This window comes from Blastopirellula retiformator, from assembly GCF_007859755.1.
Lineage (GTDB): Bacteria > Planctomycetota > Planctomycetia > Pirellulales > Pirellulaceae > Blastopirellula > Blastopirellula retiformator.
Genome location: NZ_SJPF01000004.1, coordinates 1 through 14863 on the forward strand (window position 1 = coordinate 1; position 14863 = coordinate 14863).

At 56.2% G+C, this 14863-nt stretch carries 14 protein-coding genes; 8 read left to right on the top strand and 6 right to left on the bottom strand.

All coding sequences use genetic code 11. The annotated features are described in order from the left end of the window. The 4 genes from Enr8_RS25840 to Enr8_RS16045 form a co-directional block, all read left to right on the top strand. Positions 1 to 339: hypothetical protein (locus tag Enr8_RS25840; protein WP_222434884.1), on the top strand; the 339-nt coding region annotated here is incomplete at its 5' end. 692 nt (positions 340 to 1031) lie between these two features. Beyond that, positions 1032 to 2285 (top strand): RHS repeat domain-containing protein, encoded by a 1254-nt coding sequence (locus Enr8_RS16035; protein ID WP_456236734.1) that lies wholly within the window; start codon positions 1032 to 1034, stop codon positions 2283 to 2285. A 190-nt stretch (positions 2286 to 2475) separates the two neighbouring features. Further along, positions 2476 to 3051 (top strand): hypothetical protein, encoded by a 576-nt coding sequence (locus Enr8_RS16040; protein WP_146433401.1) that lies wholly within the window; start codon positions 2476 to 2478, stop codon positions 3049 to 3051. A gap of 383 nt (positions 3052 to 3434) precedes the next feature. Continuing rightward, positions 3435 to 4115 carry a transposase gene (locus Enr8_RS16045; protein ID WP_146433403.1) on the top strand — a complete coding sequence of 227 codons (681 nt, stop codon included), beginning with the start codon at positions 3435 to 3437 and terminating at the stop codon, positions 4113 to 4115. A 92-nt stretch (positions 4116 to 4207) separates the two neighbouring features. Here the strand turns inward: Enr8_RS16045 and Enr8_RS16050 are convergent, their stop codons facing one another. Continuing rightward, positions 4208 to 4711, bottom strand: coding sequence for a hypothetical protein (locus Enr8_RS16050; protein WP_146433405.1), 504 nt, complete (start codon positions 4709 to 4711; stop codon positions 4208 to 4210). A gap of 242 nt (positions 4712 to 4953) precedes the next feature. On the opposite strand from Enr8_RS16050, the gene Enr8_RS25510 reads away from it, so the two are divergent. Further along, the gene (locus tag Enr8_RS25510; protein ID WP_186767759.1) at positions 4954 to 5118 is read left to right on the top strand and encodes a hypothetical protein; all 165 of its coding nucleotides are present in this window, start codon (positions 4954 to 4956) and stop codon (positions 5116 to 5118) included. Between the two features lie 936 nt (positions 5119 to 6054). On the opposite strand, the gene Enr8_RS16055 is transcribed toward Enr8_RS25510, so the two are convergent. Both Enr8_RS16055 and Enr8_RS25515 read right to left on the bottom strand, forming a co-directional pair. Then, positions 6055 to 6594, bottom strand: coding sequence for a disulfide bond formation protein B (locus Enr8_RS16055; RefSeq protein WP_146433407.1), 540 nt, complete (start codon positions 6592 to 6594; stop codon positions 6055 to 6057). Then, on the bottom strand, positions 6594 to 6746 hold the full coding sequence (locus Enr8_RS25515; RefSeq protein WP_186767698.1) for a DUF5993 family protein: 153 nt from the start codon (positions 6744 to 6746) through the stop codon (positions 6594 to 6596). Before Enr8_RS25515 ends, Enr8_RS16055 begins: the two co-directional genes overlap by 1 nt. Positions 6747 to 7792: 1046 nt before the next feature. On the opposite strand from Enr8_RS25515, the gene Enr8_RS16060 reads away from it, so the two are divergent. Beyond that, complete coding sequence (locus tag Enr8_RS16060) at positions 7793 to 9061, top strand: IS1182 family transposase (protein ID WP_246120117.1); 1269 nt, start codon at positions 7793 to 7795, stop codon at positions 9059 to 9061. Positions 9062 to 9503: 442 nt separating this feature from the next. After that, positions 9504 to 10244, top strand: a complete 741-nt coding sequence (locus Enr8_RS16065; RefSeq protein WP_146433412.1) for an SMI1/KNR4 family protein — start codon at positions 9504 to 9506, stop codon at positions 10242 to 10244. A gap of 49 nt (positions 10245 to 10293) precedes the next feature. Here Enr8_RS16065 and Enr8_RS16070 read toward each other — a convergent pair whose 3' ends face one another. From Enr8_RS16070 to Enr8_RS16080, 3 genes are all read right to left on the bottom strand, one after another. Continuing rightward, entirely contained in the window at positions 10294 to 10887 is a 594-nt protein-coding gene (locus Enr8_RS16070) for a class I SAM-dependent methyltransferase (protein ID WP_146433414.1), read from the bottom strand. A 422-nt stretch (positions 10888 to 11309) separates the two neighbouring features. Next, a complete protein-coding gene (locus tag Enr8_RS16075; RefSeq protein WP_146433416.1) occupies positions 11310 to 12749 on the bottom strand; it encodes a glucoamylase family protein in 1440 nt (479 codons plus the stop codon). Between the two features lie 312 nt (positions 12750 to 13061). Next, on the bottom strand, positions 13062 to 14147 hold the full coding sequence (locus Enr8_RS16080) for a tRNA dihydrouridine synthase (RefSeq protein ID WP_146433418.1): 1086 nt from the start codon (positions 14145 to 14147) through the stop codon (positions 13062 to 13064). Positions 14148 to 14554: 407 nt separating this feature from the next. Here Enr8_RS16080 and Enr8_RS16085 point away from each other — a divergent pair, with 407 nt between their 5' ends. Continuing rightward, positions 14555 to 14827: a ubiquitin family protein gene (locus Enr8_RS16085; protein WP_146433420.1), complete on the top strand. Its 273-nt coding sequence runs from the start codon at positions 14555 to 14557 to the stop codon at positions 14825 to 14827. Positions 14828 to 14863 lie beyond the last annotated feature (36 nt).

The following is a 14863-nucleotide window of genomic DNA, read 5'->3' on the forward strand; positions in this document are numbered from 1 at the left end:
GCCGAAGAAGACATGCGGAAGACCTCCCTGCAAAGCGAACGCCTGGCGGCGAAACGGACGTCGCGAAATCGCCAAGACGTATTTGCCGGATTATCGCAGATTGCCCATCATGGCGCAATCGCCGTGGCATCAGACCCTCGTAATATTATTATGTTTTGCAATGACTCGGTTGTCATTTGCCATAACTGGTGTCATTACTATATACCGAACTTTATGACCATCCGTCCAAACTTCACCATGCGTGCGTTTGGGCATTCGGCTACACAATTTCTACCACTGGCTAGGGACTTAGGCAGTGCTGTAACGTCGTTCGTGCCTTGCGATAACCCACGACTTTAGGACAGTAGACGAACAAGCGGTCGACGTACAACGACAAGCTCACTGAGTTCGACTACGAAGTGCGGGCCGATGGCAAGCGGATCGGCGTTACCGAAACGTACTGGCTCGACGAAAACCAAGACGGCACGCCAGAGGCCCACACGGTCGACATCGATTGGACCTACGATGCCCTGGGCCGCCTGACGCAGGAANCGATCGACCACTTCCACAACCAGTTCGATCAAACCGAGACGTTCGAGTACGACCTGGTCGGCAATCGNACCAAGAAGGAACTCGACAGCGACTTCGATGGCAACGTCGACGAGGCGATCGCCTACCTGTATGACGCCAACGATCGCTTGCAAACCGAAGAGCGAGATGTCAATAATGACAGCACGGTCGACGTCACCACCACCTACGCCTACGACCATACGCAACAGACGTCGAAAACGGTCTTTGACAATTCAGCTTCCCAGAACACTTCGCAGACGTCGTNTGAGTACGACCTGCAAGGTCGGTTGTATACGGCCACGGTCACCACTTACACCAGTGGTACTGCATCACGAATCGAAAANACGACCTACGACTACGACGCCACCGGCATCCGCGTCAGTGCCAAGCATCAAGTCGATACCGACGCCAACGGCACCTGGGACGAGACGACCGACACCGAGTACCTGGTCGACCACCAAAACCCGACCGGCTACCAGCAGGTGATCAAGGAGACCATCTACGACGACCAGGGCAACGTCGTCAAAGTCATCGAGTACAACTTCGGCCACGACGAAATCAGCCAGACCGTCACCGAGTACACCGGCGGTGTCCCTGGAACGCCAACGACCCACATCTTCGGACACGACGGCCATGGCAGCGTCAAAGTCCTCTACGACGCAGTCGCCGCAATCGCCCAGGTCTACACCTACGAAGCTTACGGCCAAATGCTGGCGATTCATAACGCAATCGCTGGGGTAGTAGGAACCACCGAAGCCGCCGCCCTCACCACGCTTCTATACAGCGGCGAGCAGTTCGATTCTCGGATCGGCCAGCAGTATTTGAGGGCTCGGTACTACGATCCAAGCTCCGGGCGGTTTAATCGGCTGGACCCGTTCTCAGGTAATGCTCAGGATCCGCAGAGTTTCCATAAGTATCTGTATGCTCATGGGAACCCGGTGATGGAAATAGACCCTACCGGATTGTTCACCATTTCTTCTATTCTCAGCGGGAGCTCAATACAATCCTCACTCAGAACACAGAACGCGCAGGTATTACACATCTTCAGACAGATTGACAATGTGTTCTCAATCATTGACACAATAAACACCTTTCGAGAAGTCATGTCACTTCTGTCGGGATCCGGAGACTATGCTCAATATCTTCGCAAGTTACAAAATACGATTAACCTAACTTCGAGTAACCAGACTCGGGACTGGCTTAAGCTAAAGGGACTTGAACAGCAACACATTCACGAGGTCATTAATGCAATATCAGTCAACATCATGACAATCCTTGGAAAGATTGCCTCAGAACACAGAAAGCTTCTCTCAAAGGTCATTGCCTACTCATCGACAGCAAGTAAATCTCGGCGACCAACAATTGTGGTAGGTCTAACTTCTCTACCTGGAGATTTCAAGGGAAGCCAAATGTTGTCAAAAAAGGGAATAAGACTTGGTTCTACAGGGCTGAACCTATCGTTTGCCGTTTCGAAAAACGGCAAAGGAGGGAGCCTTTTTTCTATAGGTTTCATCCTACCCTATAGCAAAACTCGTATCGTCCACAGTATTTTCCGAGTGGATTATCACGGACAAAAGGACCCCAAAGAAACCTTGGACTACGGCTCACCCTTCAAAAAAATGATGCATGGACACGCATACGTATTGGGATCATCGAACGGCATAGGCCCTCACATTCAAGGTGTCGGAAAACCAAAGTTTCATTACCACATTCCTGACTCACGACGCCGCGTCTAGGCTGCCAATTAACATGAACATTATTAAAGTTCCGGCATTACGATGCTACATTTCGTGTGAGTCGGGCAGTTCCCGGGTTTACGCCTGGAAACCTAACCATAACGCAACCGAGCACGGATACTTCTCAATTTCAAACGGAAGTTACCTCGGGGCCCCAGCGTCAGGAAGAGAGTTGTCGAAGAGTGACAAGTTGACGATTACCAAGTTCCTAGTTGATCAACGTGACTACGTTACCAGCCAGCGAGATCTTGACTACCTGACCATGCCGCAACACTTCCGCTCCGTCGAACAAAGCACAGTTGCCAGACTTTTCCTTCACTACAATCCATATTTACCCAACTGGAAAGTGTCTACACAGGTTTGGAAGGCTGTGGACGAGAATCCTGCTTTTCGCTGGAATCGCAAGTTCTTCACAGACTCTTTACGCATACTTGTTACCGAAGGTGAGGTAACTGAGTTTCGGCTCGATGTTCTGCGAGACACGTGGGAACAAAGTTTCGCAGACACAATGGGAATCGATGACTTCCTATCAGAGATGGACTCTCTCGAGACCCGAAAATTTGTTACGCAAACTTCAGTAATTAGAGGTTGTAAGCTCTGGGAGATTACTGGTGTGCCCCACCTGTTTCTAAGAAAGCAGTTCGTTGAAGGCAAGAAAGAATGCACCAGAGCAGAATATGTATGGATTGATAGTGCCGGTGAGGCCCGACGCTTGAAAACTCCTGCAACACATCACGGCAACGGAATAATCGAGTATCTACTTTAACGTGACCACTGGTCTTTGCGCATTCATCGCGTAAAAGATCCTCAGCGCCGCATTTTCAAGTGCGATGAAGAACAGGTGTCAGGACTGGGCTGAGAAAAGGGGACGGGGGCAATACTGTTCGGCACGGCGGCGTGTCAGGTACGGATTCGACTCCATCGCATCCTTTCAGGCATTTTCTCGAAGCAGTAGCGTTGTGCAAGAGACCAACGCGTTTTACGTCCGCGCAGCATCGACCCGAAGACCGCTGGGACGGCGGACTCCTTGAAGCGGACTACGATTGTTTCTCTGCAGACGCGGCGGATTGTTTCTGGATCTTCTTCAGATGGCGAAGAAAAGGTGTCAGGACTCTTTTTTCCTCCGCCAGCACATGATACCCTGCTGTCGTGGGTAGACCAAAGCGAGCAGACGAAGCCGGCGGCATCTATCATGCCTTGAATCGAGGCAACTCTCGGGCGGCGATCTTCGATACGCCGGACGATTTCGACGCGTTCGAGCGCATCTTGGCCGAGGGGCTGTCGCGGTACCCGTGTCAAATTTTAGCCTACCAACTGATGCCCAACCATTGGCATTTGGTCGTCCGCCCCACGGCTGACGGCGGCATGAGCGACTTGCTGCGGTGGGTCACCCTGACGCACACGATGCGCCGACACGCGCACTGCCACACTTCCGGCAAAGGGCACATCTATCAAGGGCGGTTCAAGAGTTTTCCGGTGCAAGACGACGGGCACTTTCTGGTCGTATGTCGTTATGTCGAACGCAATGCCCGGCAGGCTGGCCTGGTAACTTTGGCCGAAGACTGGAAATGGGGATCGCTCGCCCGTTGGTTGGCCAAGCCGCGGCGAAAGCCCGATCTCCTGACGCCGTGGCCGATCGCCCGACCTGGTCATTGGAAAGACCGAGTCAATCAGGCGATGTCCAAGAAAGAAGTCGACGCCGTCCGCCACGCGATCCGCCGAGGCTCCCCCTTCGGCGATCCCGATTGGACCCAATCAACCGTCCGCCGCCTGAACCTAGATTCCACCCTCCGCCCCCGCGGCAGGCCGAAGAAGGTAGCGCCTGGTTGACACAAAGAGTCCTGACACCTTTTCTTCACCGTCGAGGAGGTTTCGACGGTGCCATTCACCTCCGTCCCCTCTGATTTCTCGACGCACTGCGGCTAGTCGCTCCCCGAGTCTTGTATGTCCGTTTCCGCTAGATTTCCTTGTCGCCAGCGATCAATAAGATTGATGCGATCAAGTTCTTTTCGACTTTCCATGTCCCTGAGTTGGCTGCTCGCCTCTTGTTTTAAGTTGTCGATCGCATCCAAGATTTCTTGGGGGGAAAGCGTTCCTTCACTAGCACCGCATGCAATGACCCAACAAGCCCAGTCCGGAAAATCTTGGCCCATCTCCGCCTGCCATTTCTCTAACAAGTATCGCACAAAACCGGGCGATTTGTAGCACGCGGAAAGGCTGTCGGCATCCATCGAATCGACGCTAGGTCTGGTTTCCTGCAACTCGTTAAATGCGTTGTCGTACCTTCCCGCTTCTAAATGCTCCCGAAGCGAATGGCGGCGAATGGCGGTATCGGCTGCTATCCAGCATAATGACGCCGAAACGAAAGCCACAACAACGCAAGCTATCTGCCAGCGTCTACGACCAAGAAAAGTCATCGGACCCAAGACTTATCTCCTTTGATCGGCCCCTTGCTAGGTGCCTTTTCACCCTTGTCTTCCTTTTCGAGCTTGCTTGGACTGTATTCGCATCCCTTGATCTCCTTGAGGCCAAGGTCAGTGCCTGGCAATCCATGCAACAACACGCCTATGAAATCAGCGATCGCATTGTAGTTTTCGAAGAAGAAAAGGAAGAAGAAAAGGTGTCAGGACTCTTTTTTTCCTTCGCCAGCACATGATACCCTGCTGTCATGGGTAGACCAAAGCGAGCAGACGAAGCGGGCGGCATTTATCATGCCTTGAATCGAGGCAACTCTCGGGCGGCGATCTTCGATAAGCCGGACGATTTCGACGCGTTCGAGCGCATCTTGGCCGAGGGGCTGTCGCGGTGCCCGTGTCAAATTTTAGCCGGGTAGGTCAGGCCTTGGCCTGACGATGCGTCGGCGTAGGTTGTCCATTGGCAAAACCAACGCCCCTGCATGCCTTGCACGATCGTGCGGATGCTGGGGCGATGGTTGTTCGGCAGGGTCGTCAGGCCGAGGCCTGACCTACAACTACTTGGGAACGGTGGAAGTCTTGTTTGAGGATGACACGACGAGAACGCTGAGCACGTTCAATTTGGACAACAAGGGACCGGCGTTTTAGAATGCGAAATCTAAGGATGGCCAAACGTCTTGCAGGCATTTCTTTACTCGTGAAGGCGACTACCGAAGATGCATGTTTTTCCAGTGTGTTTATCCAGGACGATGTTTTTCCTGGCTTTGTTCTTCCTTACCAATCTTTTCCAGGCACCAACTGTGAATGCCGAAGATTCTTCTTTTCTAGACGCCGTCGTCGCCCAGTGCGCCAGTGGCGAGTGGGACCAAGTGAAGGCGGTCGTCGCACGTACCGATCGAAACGATCCCAGACGAAGAAAAGGTGTCAGGACTCGTTGTTTTGATTAGGCGTCACCTTTTTCGGCCTTCAGCCGGGCGGCACTGTTTGATTTTCTACTTCGGGAGCCACGGTCGTCTGCGACAGTGACTCTTGCCTTCCGGCCGAGGCTCCCTTGAGCACCGTATTGCATCGCCCATTGGAAGTCAAAAGAATAGCACCACTAGAATTGCCTGATCGTGTCTCAATGCCGACCCAGTCACTTCAACCGGCTGAAGAGCACTGTCGCAGACGACAGTGGCACCCAAGATTGAGAACAACAAACAGCACCACTTGGCCGCTGTCCAGTTCATCCCGGTTTCCATCGACCGCAGCAGACTGGCCTACAACAACCACGACCTGCAACCACGACCTGCAACACCGACCTGCAACACCGACCTGCAACACCGACCTGCAACACCGAACCCGCCGCTCCATCCCTACGGACAGGGACCATCATCGCAGCAAGGACCAAACCAGCACATCGCGAAGGTCGCCGCTACGTTGACGAAGCAGACCAGGCTCGCCAGGCCGAAGACGATCTGTTCAAACAGGCTGGGCCTGCGATCGCTCTCTTCGGGATGTTCCTTGACCAACGTCAGCAAGATCGAACTGCCGAGGATGCTGGCGGCGAAGATCAAGACGCCCCACGTGTAGAGATGCAATCCCATCATCGGTTCGCCAAATCCGGTCGGCTCGCCGGTCACGGGGCAGATGTGAAGCAGCACTTGGCGAATCGAGAAGGTTGCTCCCACCAACGACGCCACGTTCACCGCGGCGAAATGAAGGCGATGGAAACCGAGTTGCATGTTCATCGCCAGGCCAACGATCACGCCAATCATTCCCATCCGCTGCAGCAGACAGAGGGGACACGGATTCTCGTGCAGGCCAAACTGGTAGTAGAACGCCCCCAGCAAGATCGAAACCACAATCAGCATGCAGGCCGCGTTCAGATCGTAAAGTCGCTGACTGTTCGCCATCAGAAATTCAACTCCAATGCAGAGTCGGTGTGGTAAGCGAACATCGCGATGCTGGCGAGCGTGCTAATCAATAACGCCACATAGGCGGCCTTGCGCCGGCGAAAAAACAGCAGCACAAAGCAGGCCGAGTAGAGCAGGAAAATCACCGCCATAGGACGCCACCTAGACAAGGAGGATGTTTACAAGTCGTCGCTGCATCCTCCCTGATTCGATCTCTGACGGCGCCTTCCTGCACGCTCTCTCCATCGTGACGCTGGACCTGAAATCAGAGCCAGCACAGCGGACTACGGGGCTGTTATCGACCAAAAACCGAACGCACTTTACCCATTTTCGCACATTCCACCGATCCGGCAGGGACGTATGGCTTTCCGCTCTTCCTTTTTCGCTTGCCCGATTGCCCGATTTTTTGTATAAATATGTTCAGGCATGCCGTGAATGAATTCCCACGAGTGAATTGCATGAATTTGCCTTTCACCGACCCCGTGGAGACGGGGAGTGATCTTGCCGCTGGGTGACTTTGCTCCTGGGCTTTTACGCCTGAGATAGTGGAGAGGAGCAAACGTAAGCCCAACAAAGAGACCAGTCACCTGCGAATTTGCAGCGTGTTACCTGGCTGGGTCTTCGTTGCCTGTCCGCTTGCGCGTCGTTTTTGGGGACGTTGTTTGTTTCGGCGTACGCGCAGTTGAAGCCGGGTGTAATTCAGAAGCGTTTCCGGCGGAGATCGCCGAGTGGGACGAAAACCTCACGAGGTTAACGGGTTGCGTCGATTTCCATCGCGAGACGACCTGGCGAGCAGAAAAAAAGTGTGCGGCGTGAGTCCACTATGACACGAAAAAAGCAACGCGGTCCGGTCCAGTCGGTGCGGAAATAGGATCCGGGGTAGGGTGCGTCTGGACGCACCGAGAGCCTGCTGTTGCGTCTAGCAGTCCGTTGATTTTCTCGACGGACTGCGTGATCGCACGGATGCGATCCCAAAATAGCGACGTAAGTCGTTATTTTGCGAGCCGCGAAGAGCTATGCTCTGAGCCTGGCGAGGTTGAAAAATGCCACGATGGCATTTTTCAACAGGCAGCTAGGGATACCTTCGCGTGGCAACGCAATGAGGCTGTGAGTTTTTCCAACCCGCCTTGGCGACCTCAGATCGCGGCGCTAAAACGGGGGGATGGATAACTCAGATTCACAACCAGACGTTGCTCGGGTGCGCGTGAAGCGGCCGGAGCGGTTTCAAGTTCAGTTCCGAGACGCTTCGTTGGATCAGATGATTCCGCGCGATCATCGCGTGCGGGCGGTCTGGGCCTATGTCGATTCGCTCGATCTGACGCCCCTTTATCGGAAGATTCGCGTCGTCGAAGGATCGGCCGGACGCGACGCCGTCGATCCAAAAAACTTGATGGCGTTGTGGATGTTCGCGATTATCGAAGGAATCAGCAGCGCCCGGCATTTGGCTCGACTGTGTAAGCGCGACTTGGCTTATCTGTGGATCTGCGGCGACGTCGGCGTGAACTATCACCTGCTTGCCGATTTTCGCACGATGCATGGCGAGTTCCTGGACGAACTGCTGACCGACACCATCGCGACGCTGCTGCACCAGAATATCGTCACGCTGGAAACGGTCGCTCAGGACGGTATGCGAGTGCGGGCCAGCGCCGGGACCAGTTCGTTTCATCGCCGGCAGACGTTGGAAAAATGTCGCGAGGAAGCGGCGGCGCAGGTGAAAAAGTTGCGTGACGAAAGCGACGACAATTCGGATACCGGCGTTAGCGACGCGCGCCGCCAGGCGGCTCAAGAGCGGGCGGCGCGGGAGCTGTTGGAGCGGGTGAACAAAGCCTTGGAAGAGTTGCCGGAAGTGCAGCGACAAAAAGACCAGCAGAATAAAAGTAAGCGCAAAGAGGCGCGCTGCAGTACGACCGACCCGGAAGCCCGCAACATGAAGATGGCCGGAGGCGGATTTCGTCCGGCCTACAACGTGCAATTCGCGACCGACGCCGAGACGCGCTTGATCGTCGGCGTCGACGTCACCAACAACGCCAGCGACGGCAATCAGATGCGGCCGATGCATGAAAAGCTCTGCGAGCGTTATGACAAAACTCCCCAGCATTACATCGTCGACGGTGGGTTCGCGAGCCGGGGAGGAATCACCGCGGTCGAGCAAGCCGGCAGTCAAGTGACGGCGCCGATGACTTATGTCGAGCAGATCGAAAAGCGGGGGGGCGACCCGTACCAGCGTCGAAAAAAGGACAACGACGAAATGGCTGGGTTCCGCGAACGGATGAAAACGGAAGAGGCCCAGAACCGGCTCAAACAACGTCCCTCGATCGCGGAATACCCCAACGCCGAATGCCGCAACCGGGGTCTGCAACAGTTCCGAGTTCGCGGCCGAGAAAAAGTGAATGCGGCGACGCTGTGGTACGTCATCACCCACAACTTCCTGAGGATGATGAGTCTGGGAATCTTAAAACCGGCCTAAAAAGGAGAACCAAGCAGGGCGGAACCAAGCGATCCGGCCTCGAACGGACCGCCGCCATCCGCCCCAGCAAACACAAAAATCGAGCGTTCACCCCAGAAAATCAAAAACCGCTCCTGCAGCGAGGCGAAAAAGTCGCGACGGAGAATAAACTCACAGCCTCAATGGAGTGGGTGATTGGGTTGCCACGCGAGTTATTGAAACAACCGATGCGGCAGGTTCGTGGTGCGTCTCGACGCACCCTACCTAAGAAAGAAACGAAACGATCCAGTCCACAGCCCCAAGGGGGCGATCTAAAGCAGCCCCGGGTTTGGAATCCGAACAGATTTAAAAGCCCTGAAGGGGCGCGCTAACGAGCCATGTTCCCACTCGAAAAAAACGAAATGGTCCAGTCCTACCAAGCAGTTCAATCAATCAACCTCCAATCCGTATTCTAGATATCACCATGCTCCCTGCTGAAATTCTCTCTCAATACATCGTCACTCCCCTCACACTGGAAGAAATTGACGAACTCGAAAGCGATTGCCAGCGCAAGCTGCCTGAACCGATTCGCCAATGGCTCGCAACGGTCGGAGCTCCCCAAAACGTTTGCTACCGCTTACCGGAGAACGAAAGCCGATTTATCACAATGCAGCAGTGGACGCCGGCCGGCTACTTTGCCTTCGCTTCGGATGAAGACCTCGACGCCACATTTGTGCTGGATGATCAAGCAAACGTCTACATGCTGCAGCTTGGCTCAAAGAAGCCGGAGCCAGTCTCCGGCACCTTCGTCGAATACGTTCTCGCGAACCTGGCTCCGCGTGAGCCAATTGAAGAGATAAAGTGGCACACCCAACTTGCATTTCAGACCGACGAAGAAGATATCGTCCTGCGCGAATTGTCGGAAGCCTTCTCGCTAACCGACCTCGGCGGCTGGCAGTATCAAGACACCTCACCTGCCGAAGTAATCACCTACACGAATAGCTGCGTCTCACCCAACGGAGACGTCAAAATCTCGCGGCAGGAGTACAACGGCTGGGACGCGCCGATTTATTACTTCAACCGCGAAGTCGACATCGCGCAGATCCGACGCCTAAAGTCGATCTTCCGCCGGTTCGAGAAACTCAACATCGGATTCAAACTGATCGACTACGGCCTGCTCGCCATGGGCGGCGACGACAACGAGGAAGAGGATGACGATTACTAGTTTGTAAGAGCAGATCGCATCGGCCGCCGCAGCCTGCCCTACGATTAAACTACCGTTTTATCACCCAACACGACCAACCCAACGGGCGCTCCGGATTTTGCGGGCTCTCGTCGAATCGGAACTCGTGCAGTTCGAGAATCTCGAACTCGCCGCCCAGTTCGCTGCGGATTTCCTCTTCGGTGACGACCGGCGGGCCAGAGCTTGGCTCTTTGGCGTTGCCGGCCAGGATGAGGCCGTGGGCGCCAGGGACGAGCAAGCGGGCGACTGCCGGGGCGTATTGATCGGGGGCGTCGCGGCGGACGATGTGGTAACAGCCGCGGTCGAAGAAGAAATCAAATGGCCCGCCGGCGAGCGGCGCGGTGACGATGTCGACCACGGCGAACGTGGCGCTAGAGCCGGCGTCATGAGCCCGCTGCTCGGCCCGCTCGATCGCCAGCGGGGCGAGATCAAAACCGGTCGCAGTAAAACCTTGCTCGGCCAACCACAACGTATTGCTGCCGGTGCCACAGCCGATATCGAGGGCCCGGCAAGGGGCTAGCCGGTAACGCTGGATCGCGGCCTGCAGTTCGGTCGACGGAAGCCCGGTGTCCCAGGGGAGATTGTTATCGCGGTAACGGTCGTTCCAGGGTTGGGGTGCGGGCATGGCTGTGGTCGTTGGGTAAGACGGACTCGGTGGCGGCGCAATCATTTTGTGCGAAAGCGAAAACCGATGTCAAAGCGGGCCCCCAATCGAACGAGAAAGACTCAGGCGCGTAGGAGCGAAGGCGTTAGGGGAGGTGCGAGCGAATGGTGAGGCATCTTGTCGCTGCGCGACCCGGCCAGTCTTGGTAGACGTGGCCGGGCCACCCTTCGTCGTAGATTGTCCGGTCCGATTCGTTATTCCATTGGAGGACGCATTTCCCTCGCTTGCGGGCTTGTCGATTTAATCGCAAACCCAAAAACCGCAACCAATTAAGCGCCGTTACGACTTGTCGAGCGGCGCTAAGGCTGCTGCTATTTCGGAAAATTGGATTAAATCAACAAGCCCTTGCGCATCGGGCTACTATGCTCCCGCCTTCGCCTTACTTACTGCGTGCTCGGGATCGAGACCATCGTCTCGTCCGCCATCACCGGGACGCTGTTGGGGGTTTCGATCGGCTGCTGGTGGCTGACCAGTTGGGCGGTCGCGGCACTGGCAGAATTGGCGGCGGTGAAGCCGGCCAGGCTGAGGGCGCGCGTGGCGGCCGGGTGTTGCATGAACAGGTTCCAGACTCCGCCGGTCAGCATGTTTTCGCCCATCAGCAGCGAGATGCCGGTGTCGATGCCGATCACGTCGCGGTCGACCCAACCGGTGACCGGGTTAAAGGCGTTCGCGAAACCATAGCGACCGTACACCTGCTCGCCGTACATTTCCTTCTGATAGGTAAGCGTACGGAGCGCCTCTTCCGGCACAACGGCCAAACCGCCGGCGGCGGCGCTGGGGACGACGGTACCGTCGATGCCACGCTGGGGCTCGGCGCGACCATCGGAATACGGACCGCCCCAGTCGCGATAGCCGGTTTGGCTGTCGCTGCTGGTCAGGCCCCACAAGTCGGCGCCATAGTGCCCCATCCGCTGCGGATACTTGGCCGCCAGGCGATTTTGAAACGCGATCTGCGCGTGGTGCGCCGTGACCGAGTTGTCCCAATAGTTACGTCCACTCGGCGAGCGATAGTTTTGGAATTGGAAAAACGCCATCGGGTACTGCTGCACGAACAGCGGCGGGTAGCTGAGGAACTTCTTGCCGTCATGTTCCAGCATCGGTTCGCGGCGCCACGCTTCCCAAGCCGAACCGGGAACCGGGTTCTCGGGAGCGCCGATCGCCAACAGAAGCAGTATCAGATGTTCGCTGAAGTGATCCCACTGGTATGGCAGCACGCCTTGTTCCGGCGTGTAGCCCATGTGCAGGCAGTTGTTCTCGCCCAGCATCCATCGCCAGTCGACGCGACGATACAGTTGGTCGGCCAGCTCGTCGATCTCGGCGTTGTCGCGGAAGGCGACCTGTGCGGTCAGCGCGCCGGCCAACATCAACGCGGTGTCGATGGTCGACGCCTCGCAGCGCATCGCCCGGGTCCCTTTGCGCCCATCGAAGAAGTGATAGACGAAGCCCTTTTCGTGCTCGACCAAGTGAACCAGCGAGTGGAGCATCGTCTTGGTTCGCCGCTCGATCTCGACTCGCGGGACCCAGTCGTGTTGCGCGGCGATCGAATGCGCAGCCAGGCCAAACCCGCAAGCAGCGCTACTGGCGTGCGCACTGTAGCCATTGCCATCGGCGGCGGCGCGGTCGGCGATCAGCTGCGTCTGCGAATCGGCCGCTTCAAGGAAATAGCGGTAACAGCGACGCTGCATATCGCGGACCAGCGCTTCGCCATCCAGACCGGCGGCGGAGTCCGTGGAAATCGTTTCAGAAAATGCTTTGCGCGGCAGCAGTCCGCTCATCACCAGCGGCAACGACAGACCGGCGGCGAGAAAATTTCGACGCTTCATTTGCGCACTCGTCCCTAAAGGCGAAAGGAAGGAAAGATCGACGGCAGGCAGTTGGGTTGACGGGTTCTTCTGGGCTACGGCCGTCTCTGGCCGACGAACACCCAGAAGGGGAGTGGTGATTCGTCACAGAATCATAGAAGAATTGAACAACCGAGTAAAGGCAAAATACGCCTTTTAGATCGCACCTAAAGAGGGTATTTCCCGCAACTTAACACCAACGGGTGGACAGCAAGGAGCTTAACGTTGAGCAAACTCACCTTATCGCCCCAAAACAGACGAGCCCCCCGCTAGCCATTAAATCCACCTCCCGGATTAGCATTCCGAGGTTCCGGCGTGGACGCTTGGACTGAGGTAGTTGCCCGGGCGGTCGTCGCAGTAGTGCTCGTCGCGGATCGCGTACCAGTCTTCCAAGGTTCGCATCTTGGTGAACTTGCCACGGACCTGTTCGAGATCGGGGTGCAAGAAAGAGTATTTAATACCGAATTTTCTCATGTGTCCCAAGCCACGTTTTTCGCCATACAGCTCGTCGGCGATTCGCATGTGCTCTTGGATCACGTCCCGCTGCTCAAACAAACTCGGCGGCGGGGGCAACGGCTGCCCGGCGTACAAAGCCCGGGCCTGCTGAAAGATCCAGGGATTGCCGATCGCGCCCCGGGCGACGGTCACCCCATCGATGCCGGTCTGCCGCATCATGTCAAAGCAGTCTTGCGCGGTGAACAAGTCGCCGCTGCCGAGAATCGTCTTGTCGCCGACGTGCGCCTTCACGTCGCGGAGGAACTCCCAGCGGCTCGGTCCCACGTAACGCTGCTCGACCGTGCGGCCATGTACGGTGATTGCGGCGACGCCCAGATCAAACGCGCCGTCGAGAATGCGAAAGAAGTTATCGCGGCTCTCGGCCGTGTCATCGATTCCGCGGCGCATCTTCACCGTGACCGGGATCTCGGCCGGGGTCGCATTGCGGGTGCGAGCGACAATCTCCAGCGCCACTTCCGGTTGACTGAGGTGAAACCCGCCGCGGCAGCGTCCCAGCACCTTCTTGACCGGGCAACCAAAGTTGATGTCGATCACGTCATATCCGGCCTCGACCAGCTTGACCGCTCCGGCGGCAAACTGGATTGGCTCGGCGCCCATCAACTGCCCGCCTACCGGATGCTCTTCGTCGGCGATCGCCAAATAGTGCTTGTTCTTACTCCGGTCCTTGAAGTTGACCAGGAACTGATCGAGCATCACTTCGCAAATGGCGTACGACGCTCCAAAACGACGGGCCATGACCCGCATCGACATGTCGCTATAACCAGAGAGGGCGGCCTGAACGACGGGAAACCCGAGTTCGATGTCGCCAATTTTAAGCGGGGCAAAGGGAGCTTGTTCGATGTGATTCGTTTGGTTGTTAGTCATCAATAACCGGTAACAGCTAGTTGGCCTAATACGAAATTCGCCGACGCAATCGGCAATTTCCGCAGGATTAGAGGTGGAAACTGGCCCGCCCGACGCATCAGCCGCTTCTTATCAGAAAGAAGTTATTTTTCGGAGGCATGCGCTAAAGCGGCAGACCGCATTCGGTCGATGCCCTTTTGTGCGGCGAAGAACAGCCCCACCAAAGGTGGCAAAAGACATGTAGATGTCAACTCGCCCGCTTCACGTACATTCTAACAAGTAGACGCCTACTTTACGTAGGCGACGTACTCGGGGATCGACCGGTTTCCTGCCCCCAACCGGTCGGTCCTTTTTTCTTTCTTGCCTCCGGCGACGCCAGCGGAAATTATAACGGCTTGGCGGCCCATTCCATCTTGTCGCCCCGGCTCATGCTTGCAATCGAAGTCACGTCGCACCTGCGTCGATTGGTGACGCTTCCCGAATCGATCGAAGTCAACGCGGCGACCGTCGCCGCTGCGCTCGATCAGCTAGAGCAACTGGCGCCGAGGATCGATTCGTACCTGCGACACGAGGATGGTTCGCTGCGGCAGCACGTCAACCTCTTCCTCGACGAGCAGTTCGTCCGCGATCGCAAAACGCTCAGCGATTCGACCGACGGCGTCTCTCGGCTGTTCATCATGCAGGCTTTGTCCGGAGGCTAACCCGTGCCGCTTCTCGCTTTGACGACCCGCAAAGGT

Excerpts from the sequence above, each read along its gene's own strand:
- Enr8_RS25510 (WP_186767759.1), top strand. The coding sequence starts at position 4,954 with ATGGGTAGACCAAAGCGAGCAGACGAAGCGGGCGGCATTTATCATGCC.
- Enr8_RS16055 (WP_146433407.1), bottom strand. The coding sequence starts at position 6,594 with ATGGCGAACAGTCAGCGACTTTACGATCTGAACGCGGCCTGCATGCTG.
- Enr8_RS25515 (WP_186767698.1), bottom strand. The coding sequence starts at position 6,746 with ATGGCGGTGATTTTCCTGCTCTACTCGGCCTGCTTTGTGCTGCTGTTT.
- Enr8_RS16065 (WP_146433412.1), top strand. The coding sequence starts at position 9,504 with ATGCTCCCTGCTGAAATTCTCTCTCAATACATCGTCACTCCCCTCACA.
- Enr8_RS16070 (WP_146433414.1), bottom strand. The coding sequence starts at position 10,887 with ATGCCCGCACCCCAACCCTGGAACGACCGTTACCGCGATAACAATCTC.
- Enr8_RS16075 (WP_146433416.1), bottom strand. The coding sequence starts at position 12,749 with ATGAAGCGTCGAAATTTTCTCGCCGCCGGTCTGTCGTTGCCGCTGGTG.
- Enr8_RS16080 (WP_146433418.1), bottom strand. The coding sequence starts at position 14,147 with ATGACTAACAACCAAACGAATCACATCGAACAAGCTCCCTTTGCCCCG.
- Enr8_RS16085 (WP_146433420.1), top strand. The coding sequence starts at position 14,555 with ATGCTTGCAATCGAAGTCACGTCGCACCTGCGTCGATTGGTGACGCTT.